This is a genomic window from Pseudomonas sp. HT11 (assembly GCF_044875395.1).
In the GTDB taxonomy this organism is placed as follows: Bacteria; Pseudomonadota; Gammaproteobacteria; order Pseudomonadales; family Pseudomonadaceae; genus Aquipseudomonas.
Window position 1 is genome coordinate 2,015,099 of sequence record NZ_CP173217.1, and the last position, 16,294, is coordinate 2,031,392.

General features: G+C 60.0%; 14 protein-coding genes, 4 tRNA genes and 1 pseudogene. 12 read left to right on the top strand and 7 right to left on the bottom strand.

The window, feature by feature from the left end; genetic code table 11:
- Positions 1–68: 68 nt before the first annotated feature.
- Entirely contained in the window at positions 69–2,516 is a 2,448-nt protein-coding gene (locus tag ABWL43_RS09225) for an acyl-CoA dehydrogenase (protein ID WP_145166062.1), read from the bottom strand.
- 191 nt (positions 2,517–2,707) lie between these two features.
- Between ABWL43_RS09225 and ABWL43_RS09230 the strand changes: the two genes are divergently transcribed.
- The 4 genes from ABWL43_RS09230 (at position 2,708) to ABWL43_RS09245 (ending at position 5,884) form a co-directional block, all read left to right on the top strand.
- Positions 2,708–3,367 (top strand): transglutaminase family protein, encoded by a 660-nt coding sequence (locus ABWL43_RS09230; RefSeq protein ID WP_404487471.1) that lies wholly within the window; start codon positions 2,708–2,710, stop codon positions 3,365–3,367.
- 56 nt (positions 3,368–3,423) lie between these two features.
- Positions 3,424–4,041, top strand: coding sequence for a glutathione S-transferase (locus ABWL43_RS09235; RefSeq protein ID WP_404487472.1), 618 nt, complete (start codon positions 3,424–3,426; stop codon positions 4,039–4,041).
- A 134-nt stretch (positions 4,042–4,175) separates the two neighbouring features.
- Positions 4,176–5,108, top strand: a complete 933-nt coding sequence (locus ABWL43_RS09240; protein ID WP_145166060.1) for an ABC transporter ATP-binding protein — start codon at positions 4,176–4,178, stop codon at positions 5,106–5,108.
- The gene (locus ABWL43_RS09245) at positions 5,105–5,884 is read left to right on the top strand and encodes an ABC transporter permease (RefSeq protein WP_058420148.1); all 780 of its coding nucleotides are present in this window, start codon (positions 5,105–5,107) and stop codon (positions 5,882–5,884) included. Before ABWL43_RS09240 ends, ABWL43_RS09245 begins: the two co-directional genes overlap by 4 nt.
- A 393-nt stretch (positions 5,885–6,277) precedes the next feature.
- Here ABWL43_RS09245 and ABWL43_RS09250 read toward each other — a convergent pair whose 3' ends face one another.
- Positions 6,278–6,823 (bottom strand): TetR/AcrR family transcriptional regulator, encoded by a 546-nt coding sequence (locus ABWL43_RS09250; protein ID WP_145166059.1) that lies wholly within the window; start codon positions 6,821–6,823, stop codon positions 6,278–6,280.
- 91 nt (positions 6,824–6,914) lie between these two features.
- On the opposite strand from ABWL43_RS09250, the gene ABWL43_RS09255 reads away from it, so the two are divergent.
- From ABWL43_RS09255 to ABWL43_RS09265, 3 genes are all read left to right on the top strand, one after another.
- A complete protein-coding gene (locus ABWL43_RS09255; RefSeq protein ID WP_369302653.1) occupies positions 6,915–8,102 on the top strand; it encodes an MFS transporter in 1,188 nt (395 codons plus the stop codon).
- A 114-nt stretch (positions 8,103–8,216) separates the two neighbouring features.
- A complete protein-coding gene (locus tag ABWL43_RS09260) occupies positions 8,217–9,365 on the top strand; it encodes a TDT family transporter (RefSeq protein ID WP_404487473.1) in 1,149 nt (382 codons plus the stop codon).
- Positions 9,366–9,446: 81 nt separating this feature from the next.
- Positions 9,447–11,321 carry an MFS transporter gene (locus ABWL43_RS09265; RefSeq protein ID WP_404487474.1) on the top strand — a complete coding sequence of 625 codons (1,875 nt, stop codon included), beginning with the start codon at positions 9,447–9,449 and terminating at the stop codon, positions 11,319–11,321.
- A gap of 117 nt (positions 11,322–11,438) precedes the next feature.
- Here ABWL43_RS09265 and sugE read toward each other — a convergent pair whose 3' ends face one another.
- The 3 genes from sugE to rdgC all read right to left on the bottom strand — a co-directional run bounded on the left by sugE (position 11,439) and on the right by rdgC (position 13,912).
- A complete protein-coding gene (gene sugE, locus ABWL43_RS09270) occupies positions 11,439–11,753 on the bottom strand; it encodes a quaternary ammonium compound efflux SMR transporter SugE (RefSeq protein ID WP_010166396.1) in 315 nt (104 codons plus the stop codon).
- Between the two features lie 106 nt (positions 11,754–11,859).
- A complete protein-coding gene (locus tag ABWL43_RS09275; protein ID WP_404487475.1) occupies positions 11,860–12,825 on the bottom strand; it encodes a bile acid:sodium symporter family protein in 966 nt (321 codons plus the stop codon).
- A 166-nt stretch (positions 12,826–12,991) separates the two neighbouring features.
- Positions 12,992–13,912 (bottom strand): recombination-associated protein RdgC, encoded by a 921-nt coding sequence (gene rdgC / locus ABWL43_RS09280; protein WP_404487476.1) that lies wholly within the window; start codon positions 13,910–13,912, stop codon positions 12,992–12,994.
- Positions 13,913–14,071: 159 nt separating this feature from the next.
- Here rdgC and ABWL43_RS09285 point away from each other — a divergent pair.
- Both ABWL43_RS09285 and ABWL43_RS09290 read left to right on the top strand, forming a co-directional pair.
- A tRNA-Val gene (locus ABWL43_RS09285) sits at positions 14,072–14,147 on the top strand.
- A gap of 19 nt (positions 14,148–14,166) precedes the next feature.
- Positions 14,167–14,243 (top strand) — tRNA-Asp (locus ABWL43_RS09290).
- A 152-nt stretch (positions 14,244–14,395) separates the two neighbouring features.
- On the opposite strand, the pseudogene ABWL43_RS09295 reads toward ABWL43_RS09290, so the two are convergent.
- Positions 14,396–14,718, bottom strand: a pseudogene (locus ABWL43_RS09295) (TonB-dependent receptor domain-containing protein); the annotation flags it as partial.
- 137 nt (positions 14,719–14,855) lie between these two features.
- On the opposite strand from ABWL43_RS09295, the gene ABWL43_RS09300 reads away from it, so the two are divergent.
- From ABWL43_RS09300 to ABWL43_RS09310, 3 genes are all read left to right on the top strand, one after another.
- Positions 14,856–14,931, top strand: a tRNA-Val gene (locus ABWL43_RS09300).
- Positions 14,932–14,951: 20 nt separating this feature from the next.
- Positions 14,952–15,028 (top strand) — tRNA-Asp (locus tag ABWL43_RS09305).
- Positions 15,029–15,280: 252 nt separating this feature from the next.
- Positions 15,281–15,571, top strand: a complete 291-nt coding sequence (locus tag ABWL43_RS09310; protein WP_404487477.1) for an Arm DNA-binding domain-containing protein — start codon at positions 15,281–15,283, stop codon at positions 15,569–15,571.
- Between the two features lie 195 nt (positions 15,572–15,766).
- Here ABWL43_RS09310 and ABWL43_RS09315 read toward each other — a convergent pair whose 3' ends face one another.
- Positions 15,767–16,276 (bottom strand): Lrp/AsnC family transcriptional regulator, encoded by a 510-nt coding sequence (locus tag ABWL43_RS09315; RefSeq protein WP_145166149.1) that lies wholly within the window; start codon positions 16,274–16,276, stop codon positions 15,767–15,769.
- Positions 16,277–16,294 lie beyond the last annotated feature (18 nt).

A 16,294-nucleotide genomic window follows, 5' to 3' on the forward strand; every position in this document is an offset into this window, starting at 1 on the left:
GTCCTCTAAAGCAAAAACGGGCGCGAGAGTATATAGCTCAAGCGCCCGTTTTTATATGACCGCTGGTATCAGCGGACTTTACCCTCAGCCTGGGTCAGCTCTTCCTTGCTGAAATCATCCACGTCGATCACCTTGCGCCGTGCAGCTTCGGCGTCGCGCAGGGTTTGCGCTTCGCCCGGTTGCAGCACGCCGGCGTGCAGGGCGGCGTCGATGACGTGTTCGCCAGCGGTGGGTTTGACCTGACCGCTTTTGAGCGCCGCGTGGAGTTTTTTCTGCAGCGGGTGGCTGGCACCGAGTAGGTCGTAGGCGTGTTGCAGGGCGCCGACCGGGTCTTCTGCCGATTGCGGGCGGTAGCAGCCCGCCAGCAGCTCTTCGAGGGTCGGGTCGCCTTTGGCACGCCCAATCACCGCGGCCACCTCGGCGTCCAGTGCATCGGACGGTCCGGTGTGGCGGCGCCCGAACGGGAACACGATGACCCGCAGCAGGCAACCGAGCACCCTGTTAGGGAAGTTGCTCAGCAGCTCATCCAGCGCACGCTCCGACTCGCCAAGGCTTTCTTCCATGGCCCAGGCGAACAGCGGTTCCAGGTGGTCCGGCGAATCCAGGTCGTGGTAACGCTTGAGCGCTGCCGACGCCAGGTACATGTGGCTCAGTACATCGCCCAGGCGCGCCGACAGGCGTTCGCGACGTTTCAACTCGCCGCCCAGCAGCATCATGCTCAAGTCAGCGAGCAGGGCGAACGCAGCAGCCTGACGGTTCAGTGCGCGGAAGTAACCCTGGCTCAGGCGGTTGCCCGGCGCTTTCTCGAAGTGACCTACGCCCAGATTCAGCACCAGCGTGCTCGCGGCGTTGCTCACGGCGAAACCGATGTGTTGCATCAGCAGGCCGTCGAATTCCTTCAACGCCTGATCACGGTCTTCGCGGCCGGCCAGGGCCATTTCCTTGAGCACGAACGGATGGCAGCGAATCGCGCCCTGGCCAAAGATCATCAGGTTGCGCGAAAGAATATTCGCGCCTTCTACGGTGATGAAGATCGGTGCGCCTTGCCAGTTACGGCCCAGGTAGTTGTTCGGGCCCATGATGATGCCCTTGCCGCCGTGCACGTCCATGGCGTGGCTGATGCATTCGCGGCCGCGCTCGGTGAGGTGGTACTTGAGAATGGCCGACAGCACCGAGGGTTTCTCCCCCAGGTCGACTGCATTGGCGGTAAGCATGCGTGCGCTGTCCATCAGCCAGGCGTTGCCGCCGATGCGCGCCAGGGCTTCCTGGATACCTTCGAACGCCGACAGCGGCACGTTGAACTGCTCACGCACCTGGGCATATTGGCCCGTTACCAGGCTGGTGAACTTGGCCGCACCGGTACCGACCGCAGGCAGGGAGATCGAACGGCCCACCGACAGGCAGTTCATCAGCATCATCCAGCCCTTGCCGAGCATTTCCTGGCCGCCGATGAGGAATTCCAGGGGGATGAACACGTCTTTTCCGGAGTTGGGACCGTTCATGAACGCAGCGCCCAGCGGCAAGTGACGACGGCCGATTTCGACGCCGGGGGTGTCGGTCGGGATCAGCGCCAGGCTGATGCCCAAGTCTTCCTTGTCGCCCAGCAGGTGGTCCGGGTCATGCGCCTTGAACGCCAGCCCCAGCAGGGTCGCGACCGGGCCGAGAGTGATGTAGCGTTTTTCCCAGTTCAGGCGCAGGCCAAGGGTTTCCTTGCCTTCCCATTCACCTTTGCAGATCACGCCGGTGTCGGGCATGGCGCCGGCGTCGGAGCCGGCCAGTGGGCCCGTCAGCGCAAAGCATGGGATGTCATCGCCACGCGCCAGGCGCGGCAGGTAGTGGTTGCGTTGCTCGTCGGTGCCGTAATGCAGCAGCAGCTCGGCCGGGCCGAGGGAGTTGGGCACCATCACGGTGGACGCCAGGTCGCCGCTGCGGGTGGCGAGTTTCATCGCGACCTGCGAGTGGGCATAGGCCGAGAAGCCCTTGCCGCCGTATTCCTTGGGAATGATCAGGGCGAAGAAGCCGTGGGTCTTGATGTGCTCCCAGGCGGCGGGCGGCAGGTCCATGGCCTGGCCGATTTCCCAGTCGCTGACCATCGCGCAGAGTTCTTCGGTGGGGCCGTCGATGAAGGCCTGTTCTTCTTCGGTCAGTTGCGCCTTGGGGTAGGCCAGCAACTTATCCCAATCGGGGCGGCCGCTGAACAGTTCGCCATCCCACCACACGGTGCCGGCATCAATCGCGTCGCGCTCAGTCTCAGACATCGGCGGCAGGACTTTCTGGAACCAGCTGAACAGCGGCTTGGTGAAGTATTGACGACGCAGGTCGGGCAGCAGCAAGGGCAGGGCCACGGCGGCGATCAATACCCAGAAGATCAGCAGCAGCCAACCCGGTGCGTGGCTCCAGGCACCCATCGCCAGCAGGTAAACGGCGACCACGCCCAGGGCGGGCAGGGGCGCGGTGCGGCGGTGTGCCAAGTAGGCAATGCCGACCACCAGAACCAGTATCCACAACAACAGCATATTCAATCCTCCGTGAAACCAGGGGCGAAACCACCATGGAGCTTAGTCGGCATCCGAATAAGCGCGGTGATCAGGGTGTAACGAGTTGTACGCGAAGCACCGACCACCAGGCGCCGACATTTGGCCGAATCGTCGTTATCTCTGTGCCAGACCAGTCGTTAGACTCAAGGCTTCCTTCGGAGATAACGCGCATGGATACGTACCTGAGTCCCAGCCGCTTCATCGATAGTGACCACCCTGCGGTGGTGGAGTTCGCCGAAAAACATCGCGGCCCGAGCGCGGATTTACGTGACCAGGCAGTCAGTCTTTATTACGCCGTGCGTGAGGCGATTCGCTACAACCCTTACACCTTCAGCCGCGACCCAGGCACCTTGAGCGCCAGCTTTGCCCTCGCCGCCGGTGAGAGCTATTGCGTGCCCAAGGCCACCCTGCTGGCCGCCTGTGCCCGCCACTGCGGCATCCCGGCACGCATCGGCCTGGCGGATGTGCGCAATCACCTCTCGACACCGCGCCTGATCGCGCTGCTCAAAAGCGATGTGTTCGCCATGCACGGCTACACCGAGTTGTACCTGCGTGGCCGTTGGGTCAAGGCCACGCCGGCGTTCAACCAGCAGCTGTGCGAGGTGTTTGATGTACCGCCGCTGGAATTCGATGGGATCAACGACAGCGTGTTTCACGCCTTCAACCGCCAGGGCCAGCGCTCGATGGAGTACGTGCGGGACCACGGGCAGTTTTCCGACGTGCCGGAGGGGTTTTTCTTCGCGCATATTCAGCAGTGTTACCCGCACCTGTTTGCCGAGGACATGCCGACCCTGCTGGGGGACATGCAGAGCGATTTAAGCCGCGCCTGAACCGGCGTATGCTGCTGCGTTCATCAAGCCATGTTCATCAACGATAAGGCGCGGTCATGCTGAAAATCTGGGGTCGTAAAAATTCATCAAACGTCAGGAAAGCACTGTGGTGCGCCGAGGAACTCGGCCTGGACTATGAAGCAATTGATGCGGGCGGGGCATTTGGTGTGGTCGATACACCGCAATACCGCGCGCTGAACCCCAATTGCCGGGTGCCGATGATCGAAGATGGCGACTTTGTGCTGTGGGAGTCCAACACCATCGTGCGTTATCTCTGCGCCAGGCAGGCGTCGAGCTGGTACCCAAGCGACCTGCAAGCCCGGGCCAATGCCGAGAAGTGGATGGACTGGACCACCGCGACCCTCGCCGAACCGTTCAAGGCGGTGTTCTGGGGCATCCTGCGCACCCCGCCTGAAAAACAGAACTGGGACAGCATCAATGCCGGGCGCCAGGCCTGTATCGACGCATTGAGCACCGTGGATAAAGCCCTGGCAGAGCAGCCTTACCTGTCGGGCAACGAAATTGGCATGGGCGATATCCCGCTCGGCAGCTTTATTTATGCCTGGTTCGAAATGCCCATCGAACGGCCTTCGATGCCCCATCTAGAGGCCTGGTATCACCGTCTGCAGCAACGGCCGGCGTACCGTAAAGCGGTGATGACCGCGTTGACTTAATACCCACTATTAATACGGGTGACTGTACTTGTGCGGCGCGGGCAAGCACCATGCCTGTCATGCGCCGCCTTTGAACTATCTGGGCTGCGCCCTCATCTACTGTTTCTATTCCCTTCTTTGGTGCGTATTCCGATATGAGTTCCGCTCTGTCCATCCGGCAGCTAACCAAAACCTACGGCAACGGTTTCCAGGCCCTGAGTGGTATCGATCTGGATGTTGCTGAAGGTGACTTCTTCGCTTTGCTCGGCCCTAACGGCGCCGGCAAATCCACCACCATCGGTATCCTCTCCACCTTGGTCAACAAGACCAGCGGCACGGTGAATATCTTTGGTCATGACCTGGACAAATCCCCGGCGGCGCTCAAGCGTTCCATCGGCGTAGTGCCCCAGGAATTCAACTTCAACCAGTTTGAAAAGACGTTCGACATCGTCGTGACCCAGGCTGGCTACTACGGCATCCCGGCGAAAGTCGCCAAGGAGCGCGCCGAGCAGTACCTGACCCAGCTGGGCTTGTGGGACAAGCGCGACGTGCCTTCGCGTTCGCTGTCCGGCGGCATGAAGCGCCGCCTGATGATCGCCCGTGCGCTGGTGCACGAACCGCGCCTGCTGATCCTCGACGAGCCCACCGCAGGTGTGGACATTGAGTTGCGTCGCTCGATGTGGACCTTCCTCACCGAGCTGAACGAGAAGGGCATCACCATCATCCTCACCACCCATTACCTGGAAGAGGCTGAGCAGCTGTGCCGCAACATCGGCATCATCGACCACGGCACCATCGTCGAGAACACCAGCATGCGTAACCTGCTGGGCCAACTGCATGTGGAAACCTTCCTGCTCGACCTGAAAAACAACCTGTCGGTGGCGCCGCAGCTGCTTGGCTACCCAAGCCGACTGGTCGATGGTCATACCCTGGAAGTCCAGGTGGACAAAGCCATGGGTATCACGGCGTTGTTCACCCAATTGGCCGCGCAGAACATCGAAGTGCTGAGCCTGCGTAATAAAACCAATCGCCTTGAGGAGTTGTTCGTGTCCCTGGTGGAGAAAAATCTGGCGAAGGTGGCGGTATGAGTTCCGAACTGCAACCCAACCTTGTCGCGCTGCAGACCATCGTCTACCGCGAAGTGAAGCGCTTTACCCGGATCTGGCCGCAGACGCTGCTGCCGCCGGCGATCACCATGGTCCTGTACTTCGTGATCTTCGGTAACCTGATCGGCCGCCAGATCGGCGACATGGGTGGCTTCACTTACATGGAGTACATCGTGCCGGGCCTGATCATGATGTCGGTGATCACCAACTCCTACGGCAACGTGGTCTCCAGCTTTTTCGGCAGCAAATTCCAGCGTTCCATCGAAGAACTGATGGTGTCGCCGGTGTCGCCGCACACCATCCTGATCGGCTACACCCTGGGCGGTGTGCTGCGTGGCTTGATGGTGGGCGTGATCGTGACCTTGCTGTCGCTGTTCTTCACTCACCTGCAAGTGCATCACCTGGGCGTCACCATTTTGGTGGTGGTGCTGACGGCGACGATCTTTTCGCTGCTGGGCTTTATCAACGCGGTGTTCGCGCGCAATTTCGATGATATTTCGATCATCCCGACCTTCGTGCTGACGCCACTGACCTACCTGGGCGGGGTGTTCTACTCCATTACCTTGCTGCCGCCGTTTTGGCAGACTGTGTCGCTGGCCAACCCGGTGTTGCACATGGTCAATGCCTTCCGCTACGGCATCCTGGGCGTGTCGGATATCAAGATCAGCGTGGCGATCACCTTCATGCTGGTGGCCACCGTGGTGCTGTATGTCGGCTGCGCGCGGTTGCTGGTGAGCGGGCGCGGGATGCGAACGTAAGCAGTCAGTTGGAATAAAAAAAGGCCTCTTTATGAGGCCTTTTTTATGGAGTGCACGAAAACCGTGTGGGGGCTGGCTTGCCTGCGTTCGGCCAGCGTGGTTGACGGGGCCTGTCAGATCAAGATCAAAAGCAGAGCACGGCGGCCTGAAAGCCGACCTGAGTGGCAGAAGCAAAAGCAGATCAAAAGCACAGCAACACATTTCTATCTGAAGTACAGAGATCCAAATGTGGGAGCGGGCTTGCCCGCGAAGGCGGTGTTTCAGTCAGCTCATGTGTAACTGATCCACCGCCTTCGCGAGCAAGCCCGCTCCCACAAGTTGATCGAGTTTAGCTCTCAAGATCGGGTGGTCTGTCAGACTGCCAAGCGCTGCTTTTCTGCAGGCGCTGGGCCCTTAGCCTTTCAGTGCCAGCTCGATCAGTTCATGCAGTTCTTCAACCGGCAGCGGCGCACTGGCAAACAGGCTGCGGTACACCGTGGGCGCGGCGATCAGGTTGAGCAACCGGTCCAGGCTCGGCAGTACGTCGTGGGTGCTCTGGTAGCGGTCGAGAATGACCTGCATCTGGCCCATCAGGATGTTGCTGCAGTAGTCCCGGGGATGGCTGCACTGCACGTCGCGCATCATGTTGCGCCCAAGCTCGGAACTCATTTCGTCCAGGTATTGCTCGCCCCACGCACGCAAATCGCCGCGCAGGCTGCCGGTGTTGGCGGGTTCACTGTCTGGGCGCAGGCGTTCCAGCGCCACGTCGGCGAGCAGCGCAGACAAGTCGCCCCAGCGGCGGTAGATGGTCGACGGCGTGACGCCCGCGCGAGCAGCGATCATCGGCACGGTAACGCTGGAACGCTCATGGGCTTCCAGCAATTCGCGCGCGGCGTTATGCACTGATTCTTGAACCCGGGCACTGCGGCCCCCCGGGCGAAGGCCTTCTTTAATCGCCATGCGTAAAACCTTAACACAAAGAATTTGCTTTAAGCGCTTGCGAGTAGCACACTCTGCAAAAGCAAAATATTAGCTTTAGCGGAGTGTGCACATGTCTAGCGTCATTTCTCAACGTTCCAGCCTGGCGTTCCTGGTCATCACGATGTTGACCTTCCTGGCTGCGTCCAGCGCGCCAACGCCGTTGTATCAGGTGTATCAGGACAACCTGCATTTCTCCGCAGCAATGCTGACGGTGATCTTCGGGGTATACGCCGTGAGCTTGCTGGCGGCGCTGTTGACCGTCGGTTCGCTGTCGGACCACGTGGGGCGCAAGCCGGTGATTTTCGCCGCGCTGCTGCTGAATATTGTGGCGATGCTCCTGTTTATCAATGCTGACAGCACCGCCTACCTGATTGCCGCCCGGGCGCTGCAAGGTTTCGCCACGGGCACGGCAACCGCGGTGCTGGCGGCGACGCTGCTGGACACCGACCGCCTGCGCGGGCCGATGCTCAATAGCCTCGCGCCGCTGTTGGGCATGGCCTGCGGTGCCTTGGGCAGTGGCTTGCTGGTGGAATACGCGCCACGCCCGACCCAATTGATCTACTTCACGCTGCTGGGCCTGATGGTGCTGCAGGCGCTTTATGTGTGGCGCTTGCCGGAAACCGTCAGCCGCCTGCCGGGTGCCTTGAGGTCGCTGGCGCCCACCCTGCATGTCCCCGCGCAGGCGCGTCGGGCCTTGTGGCTGGCGATGCCGCTGAATGTGGCGGTGTGGGCGCTGGGCGGGTTCTTTTCATCCCTGGCGCCTTCTCTGGTGCGGGCGGCAACTGGCTCGACCTCGCATTTGATCGGCGGCGGCCTGGTTGCAGTCGTGACCTTGAGCGGTGCGGTGATGATTTACAGCCTGCGCGAGCACCCGGCAGACAAGGTCATGCGTCTCTCCGCGGTCCTGCTGGCGGTGGGCGTGGCGTTGTTGCTGGTTGCGGTGCAGAGCGCCAGCCTGTGGCTGTTCTTTGTTGCCAGCGTGATTGCAGGCTTCGGTTTCGGCGGCGGGTTCATGGGCAGTGTGCGCAGTATCGTCAGCCTGGCGTTACCCCATGAGCGGGCCGGGCTGATGTCGGCTTTTTATGTGCTGAGCTACCTGGCGTTCTGCGTGCCGGCCCTGCTGGCGGGCAACCTGAGCCGCGTGTTTGGCCTGATCGCTACCACCGATGGTTATGGCGCAGTGCTCATCGTATTGGCGCTCGGCGCGCTGGCAGGCTTGCTGATCCAGGGGGCGGCGCGAGCCAAGGCAACGGTTTAGCTCGAGTGTCTATATTGGCAAAGTAGATAACAGATAGAGATATTACCCGTTATATAGATATTCAATCCGGTTCTATGATGGTCTCAACCTCATGCGAGGAAGAGGATTGCCATCATGACCTGCTCAACTGCCATTACCTACAAACCCTTCAGTCACCTGGCCCGTCCACGGGAAGTGATTCGCCAGTTCACGCCCAACTGGTTTGCCGCCACCATGGGCACCGGCGTGCTGGCCCTTGCGCTGGCCCAAGTGCCGACCCGCTTGCCCGGCTTGCACACCATTGCCGAAGGGCTGTGGATGTTCACCGTCGGCCTGTTCGTGCTGTTCAGCGTGTTGTACGCGGCCCGCTGGCTGATGTTTTTCCACGAGGCGCGGCGGATTTTCGGGCACTCCACCGTCTCGATGTTCTTTGGCACCATCCCCATGGGCCTGGCGACGATTATCAATGGCTTGCTGCTGTTTGGGCTGCCGCGCTGGGGCGCCGATGTGGTGCCGTTGGCCGAAGCCTTATGGTGGCTGGACGTGGCGATGGCCCTGGCCTGCGGCGTGCTGATCCCATTCATGATGTTCACGCGTCAGCAGCACAGCATCGATCAGATGACCGCCGTGTGGCTGTTGCCGGTGGTCGCCGCTGAAGTCGCTGCCGCCAGCGGTGGCCTGCTGGCGCCGCACCTGGCCGACGCTCACTCGCAACTGGTGATGCTGGTGACCAGCTATGTGCTGTGGGCGTTTTCCCTGCCGGTAGCCTTCAGCATCCTGACCATCCTGATGCTGCGCATGGCCTTGCACAAACTGCCTCACGCCAACATGGCCGCGTCCAGCTGGCTGGCCCTCGGCCCTATCGGCACCGGTGCATTGGGCATGTTACTGCTGGGTGGCGACGCACCGGCGATCTTCGCGGCCAACGGTTTGCCAGGCGCCGGGGAGATGGCCAACGACCTCGGCCTGGTGGCCGGCATTACCCTGTGGGGCTTTGGCCTGTGGTGGATGCTGATCGCCGTGTTGATCACCCTGCGTTACCTGCGCGCCGGCATTCCGTTCAACCTGGGCTGGTGGGGTTTTACCTTCCCGCTGGGGGTTTATGCCTTGGCCACACTGAAGCTTGCGAGCCTGCTGCACCTGGGGTTCTTCAGTGTGTTCGGGTGCGTGCTGGTGGTGGCGTTGGCGCTGATGTGGCTGATCGTTGCCACGCGCACCGTGCATGGCGCCTACAAAGGTGAGCTTTTTGTATCGCCATGCATTGCAGGACTAGGGAATAAGTAAGCGGGATTAGGTAAAGTCGTGGCCTGTCTTTTTATAAAAAACCGGCAATCAAGCCTACCAGGCCACGCAGGAACACGGACGATGAGCCACCCCTCACAATTTACCTTGCTGCGCACACGGCGTTTCCTGCCGTTTTTCATCACCCAGTTGCTGGGCGCCTTCAACGACAACATCTTCAAGCAATCACTGATCCTGGCCATTCTCTACAAGCTCACCATCGACGGTGACCGCTCGATCTGGGTCAATCTGTGCGCGTTGTTGTTTATCCTGCCGTTCTTCCTGTTCTCGGCGCTGGCCGGGCAATTCGGCGAGAAATTCAACAAGGACGCGTTGATCCGCGCCATCAAGATCGGTGAGATCGTGATCATGAGCGTCGGCGCCACCGGGTTCCTGTTCAATCACCTGGAGCTGATGCTACTGGCGCTGTTTGCCATGGGCACGCACTCGGCGCTGTTCGGGCCGGTGAAGTATTCGATCATGCCCCAGGCCCTGCACGACGATGAATTGGTGGGCGGTAACGGTCTGGTGGAAATGGGCACGTTTCTGGCGATCCTGGCCGGCACCATTGGCGCCGGGATCATGATGTCTTCGACCCATTACGCACCGATCGTGGCCGTGGCAATTGTCGGTGTGGCAGTGCTGGGTTACTTGGCCAGCCGCAGCATTCCGCGCGCGGCGGCGTCTACCCCAGGACTGCGCCTGAACTGGAACATATTCAGCGAATCGTGGGCCACCCTGCGCCTTGGCCTGGGGCAGACCCCGGCGGTGTCACGTTCGATAGTCGGCAACTCGTGGTTCTGGTTTGTCGGCGCGATCTACCTGACGCAGATCCCGGCCTACGCCAAGGAGTGGTTGTACGGCGACGAAACTGTGGTGACCTTGATCCTCACGGTGTTCTCGGTCGGTATCGCCCTGGGCTCGATGCTCTGTGAAAAGCTCTCCGGGCGTAAGGTGGAAATCGGCCTGGTGCCCTTTGGCTCATTTGGCCTGACAGTGTTCGGGCTGCTGCTGTGGTGGCACTCCGGCGGCTTCCCGCAGAGTGCTCAGGAACATGACTGGCTCGGCGTACTCGGCTACGGCCAGGCCTGGTGGGTGTTGTTCGATATCCTCGGCCTGGGCGTGTTCGGCGGCTTCTATATCGTGCCGCTGTATGCGCTGATCCAGTCGCGTACCGCCGAAAACGAGCGTGCGCGGGTGATCGCGGCCAACAACATTCTCAATGCGCTGTTCATGGTGGTGTCGGCCATCGTGTCGATCCTGCTGTTGAGCGTGGCCAAGCTGTCGATTCCCGAATTGTTCCTGGTGGTGTCGCTGCTCAATATCGCGGTCAACACCTACATCTTCAGAATCGTCCCCGAGTTCACCATGCGTTTCATGATCTGGCTGCTCAGCCATTCCATGTACCGCGTGGAGCACCGCAACCTCGAGCTGATTCCGGATGAGGGCGCGGCGTTGCTGGTGTGCAACCACGTGTCGTTTGTCGATGCGCTGTTGATCGGCGGTGCCGTGCGTCGGCCGATTCGCTTTGTCATGTACTACAAAATCTACCGTTTGCCGGTGCTCAATTTTATCTTCCGCACTGCGGGGGCGATTCCGATTGCCGGGCGTCACGAGGATATCCAGATCTACGAAAAGGCCTTCGCGCGGATTGCTCAGTACTTGAAGGAGGGCGAGTTGGTGTGCATTTTTCCGGAAGGCAAGCTCACCGGGGACGGTGAGATGAATGAGTTCCGCGGGGGCGTGACGCGCATTCTGGAAGAGACGCCGGTGCCGGTGATTCCCATGGCGTTGCAGGGCTTGTGGGGGAGTTTTTTCAGTCGCGATCCGAACAAGGGGTTCTTTCACCGGATCTGGTCGCGGGTGGTGCTGGTGGCGGGTGAGCCGGTGACGGTCGAGGCGGCGACGCCTGCGCAGTTGCAGGAACGGGTGGGGGTGTTGCGCGGGAGTGTCAGGTAGGCATTTACTGGCTGTTCGGGCCTCTTCGCGAGCAAGCCCGCTCCTACAGTTGACCGAGTTGTTCAAGCGAACGCGGTTTAATGTGGGGGCTGGCTTGCCTGCGATAGCGACAGTGAATTAGGCGCTAATCTTAAGGCCAATCAGCCCGCAGATAATCAACGCCACACTGGCCAACCGGAACAGCGCCATGGACTCGCCAAACAGGATGATCCCGGCGATCACCGTGCCCACCGCGCCGACACCGGTCCAGATGGCATAGGCGGTGCCCAGCGGCAGTTCTTTCATTGCAAGGCCCAGCAGGCCGAGGCTGATGGCCATGGCGGCAATCGTCAGGGCGGTGGGCAATGGCTTGCTGAAACCATCGGTGTACTTCAAGCCGACTGCCCAGCCCACTTCAAACAGCCCGGCAAAAAACAGGATGATCCAGGACATGATGACCTCTCTTCTAAAAGTGGGGTCGTCCCCTGGAATAGCGCTCGACAGCGTCGCGGGGTCGTCCCCGCGAAGCTCGGTAGAGTGCCCAATATCGATCTGGTGATCAAGTTTGCGGCGTGTTTTCCAGTACGCGGCGGTCTTCCTTTTCGCTCATGCGGCGGAAGTAAGTCGACAGCAACGCCCCGGAAATATTGTGCCAGACGCTGAACAGCGCACTGGGTACCGCCGCCAATGGCGAAAAATGCGCACTGGCCAACGCGGCGCCCAGCCCGGAGTTCTGCATGCCGACTTCCAGTGCCAGCGACTTGCGCTGGGCCAGTGGCAGTTTGAATAACCGGCCGGTGAAGTAACCCAGCAAGTAGCCGAAGCTGTTGTGCAGCATCACCACGGCCATGATCAACAGGCCCGATTCGGCGATCTTGGCCTGACTCGCCGCCACCACGGCCGCAACGATGATCACGATGCTCACCACCGACACCAATGGCAGCACGTCCAGCGCATGGCGCACGCGTTCGCCGAGCACCCGTTGCGCGACCACGCCGAGCACGATCGGCAGCAGCACCACTTGCAGGATCGACCAGAACAACTCCATGAACGACACCGGCAGCCAGGCTGATGCCAGCAGCCAGATCAGCGCCGGCGTCAGCAGTGGGGCGAGAAGGGTGGTAACGGCGGCAATCGCCACCGACAACGCCAGGTCACCACGGGCCAGCCAGGTCATCACGTTGGACGAGGTGCCGCTTGGGCAGCACCCGACGAGGATCACGCCGACGGCAATTTCCGCCGGCAGGTGGAAGGCCTGGCACAGCAACCACGCCACGCCCGGCATGATCACAAAGTGCGCGACCACGCCCAGGGCCACACGCCACGGGTGGCGGGCAACCTCGGCGAAATCTTCAAGTTTCAAGGTCAGCCCCATGCCAAACATCACCAGGCCCAGCAGCGGCACAATGGCGCCTTTCAGGCCAATGAACCAGCCGGGCTCGAGGAAGGCGAGCACCGCGAAAATCAACACCCAGTAGGCGAAGGTATTGCCGACGAAGCGGCTCAAGGCGGCGAGTGCGCGCATGGGGATGTCCTTGTTATTAGAGTGTTCGGGAGAGCAGCGCGATCAAATGTGGGAGCTGGCTTGCCTGGGATGCAGGCACCTCGGTTTGTCAGTAACACCCAGGTGATGCTATCGCAGGCAAGCCAGCTCCCACATTGACCGTGCCCGCATAAGGCCTGTGTTGCGTTTAGATGCCTTGTGGGGTTTCTTCGCCGCCCAGCGCTTCGATCAATGCAGGCAGGAACTCGCCGAACGTCAGCATCATCAGGGTGAAGCTGGCGTCCAGTTGGCCCAGGGCTTCGTCGCCGCCGTCCTGTTCGGCCTGGTCTTGCAGCAGGTCTTCGAACTTCAGGCGCTTGACGGTCATCTTGTCGTCGAGCATGAAGGACAACTTGTCCTGCCAGGCCAGTGACAGTTGGGTCACGACTTTGCCGGTGGTCAAGTGCAGCTGGATTTCTTCACCGGTCAGGTCCTGGCGCTTGCAGCGCACAATGCCGCCGTCTTCATGGGTGTCGCGCAGTTCGCATTCGTCGAGGACGAAGAAGTCATCGGCCGGTTTCTGCGTGGTGACCCAGTCGGTCATGATCGCGGTTGGCGCGGTTTTTACCGTGAGCGGGCGAACGGGCAGGGTGCCGATCACTTCACGCAGGGTCGACAGTAGGTCTTCGGCGCGCTTGGGGCTCGCTGAGTTGACCAGGATCAGGCCTTGCTTCGGCGCGATGGCGGCGAAGGTCGACGAGCGACGGATAAAGGCGCGCGGCAGGAAGGCCTGGATGATTTCATCCTTGATCTGGTCGCGCTCCTTTTTGTAGACCTTGCGCATTTGCTCGGCTTCGATCTCTTCGACTTTCTCTTTGACTGCGTCGCGCACCACGCTACCCGGCAGGATGCGTTCTTCCTTGCGCGCGGCGATCAGCAGGAAGTCACCGCTGACGTGAACCAGGGGAGCGTCTTCACCTTTACCAAAAGGGACGACGAAACCGTAAGTGGTCAACTCCTGGCTTGCACAAGGGCGCGCCAGTTTGGTGGCCATGGCCGCTTCCAACGCCTCGGCATCAACAGGCAGATCTTGGGTCAGGCGATAGATAAGCAGGTTCTTGAACCACATGGGGTGAGTCTCTCCTTTATACAAAGGGGGGCATTATTCTCTTGATAGCGCTCGAGGCCAACCCTGCCTAAGCCATTGGAAGGGCTGAAAAAAAAGATTTAAGAAAGTGCTTGCCAGACCTAGGGTCGCTCCGTAGAATGCGCGCCACACCGAAACGAAGGGTGATTAGCTCAGCTGGGAGAGCATCTGCCTTACAAGCAGAGGGTCGGCGGTTCGATCCCGTCATCACCCACCATTCGCTTCATGTGTTACGCGCAGCGGTAGTTCAGTCGGTTAGAATACCGGCCTGTCACGCCGGGGGTCGCGGGTTCGAGTCCCGTCCGCTGCGCCATATTCGGTAACCTGGAACGCTGAACGCCAGGTCACCACGGAAAGCCCGCTCATTGAGCGGGCTTTTTGCTGTCTGGGGTGTGCGAAACCTCAAAAAACGCCGCCGATCATTTCCGATGATCGGCGGCGTTTTTTATTGGCCGGTTAGAAATTCCAGCGCATGCCACCGCCGACGGTCAACTTGTCCAAGTTGGCCTTGAGTTTGTAGGTGGAGATTTTTGCGTCCTGGTCATTACGCACGATCTTGTGCGTATAGCCGGCCTGCAACTGCCAGCCGGCGCAAGGTCGCCAGTTGTTTCCAGTTCATAACCGTTGGTCACCGCCTTGGTGCCTTTGAAGGCATAGTGGGTCGGGGTCGGCGTCTGGGTGTTGTAATCGTCGTCGGACACCGAGCGATTGTTTTCGTGGATTTCGAAATAGGCCGCGCTGGCGTTCAGGCGTCCGTCGAAGAAATCTGCCTTGAGGCCTAACTCGCAATACACTTGAGTTTGCGGGCCAGAAGCCCGGTTTTGTGGGGCGTGCGCTGCGCTTGAGAAAATATTTCAAATAAAGTGCATTTAAATCAAGACATTGCGAATTTTTGGTGTATGATGCCGCCCACACCGAAAGTGAAGGGTGATTAGCTCAGCTGGGAGAGCATCTGCCTTACAAGCAGAGGGTCGGCGGTTCGATCCCGTCATCACCCACCATTCGCTTCAAAGTGTTACGCGCAGCGGTAGTTCAGTCGGTTAGAATACCGGCCTGTCACGCCGGGGGTCGCGGGTTCGAGTCCCGTCCGCTGCGCCATATTTGCTTCCACTAAGGCCCATTGAGCGCCTGGAAGCCACGGAAATAGCGGCCTTGAGCCGCTTTTTTCGTTTTCTGAATTCCACTGAACTCCACTGAATTCCACTGGAATCCATCTCCAGCCACGGTTTTTAAGTACACATTTAAGTACACCGCTGGCACAGCCTTTTACGATGCCTTACGCATCAATTTTCGTATTGGTCCGTCTACCGCTGAGTTGTATCCCCTCCTTGATGCAAAAGGAGGTGTCTGATGGCGCTGACAGATACAGCGATCAAGCAAGCCAAGCCCGCCAGCAAGCCTTATACGTTAACCGATGGGAATGGCTTATCTATGCAAGTGCCACCGACGGGTTCGAAGCGCTGGCATTTCCGTTTCTATTGGGATGACAAGCAATGGCGTATTTCCCTCGGCATCTATCCAGGCGTCAGTCTCAAGGAGGCTCGCCAGCGGAGGGAGGCGGCAAGTGCGCTGGTGGCCAACAATATCGATCCCCGGCGCCGAGCGGCAGAAAGCCTCTCACGCCGCCAACAACACGTTTGAAGCGGTTGCCTATCGCTGGCATGAGTTCCGAAGTAAAAAGTTGACGAAAAGTAAGGCTTCTTTATGTGTCTTCTTTGGCCGAGGGTCGACAGCTGACCTGCTATTGGATGCGGACATCACGTCGCTCTTTGATGGGCGCTGATATTTCTGGGACACCGGATTGCTGACCGACGGGTGCTCGGGCTAATTTGAACCTCAAAGGGGAATGTGGGTTGTCGACAAGACCTGGCGCAACCCCATGAACGAGCGAATCTGGCGAACCCCGGGCAGGTAAAGCAATTGCTCCGCATGGAGCCGGTTGAAACTGTTGCTGTCCTTGGTGCGCAGCAACATGAAGTAGTCGAACTCCCCTGTCACCACATGGCACTCCATGCAGCCGGACACTTTTTGTGCCGCCGCCTCGAATGCAGCGAAGGATTCCGGTGTGGAGCGGTCCAGTACCACGCCGATCAAGACCACCATCCCCGCATCCAGCGCTTCATTGTCCAGCAGGGCGACGATGCCCTTGATCAGGCCGGCCTGTTTGAGCCGTTCGACGCGCCTGAGGCAGGCCGGTGCACTCAATTTCACCTTCTCTGCAAGCGCCACGTTGGAGATGGAGGCATCTCGCTGCAGGGTCTTGAGAATGGCGCGGTCGGTTCGATCCAGCGGCTGCGGCAACGGGACTGTTTTGCCCTGCTTCACTTGAGTATTTGTTGCGTTCATATGGATTTATACGCAATT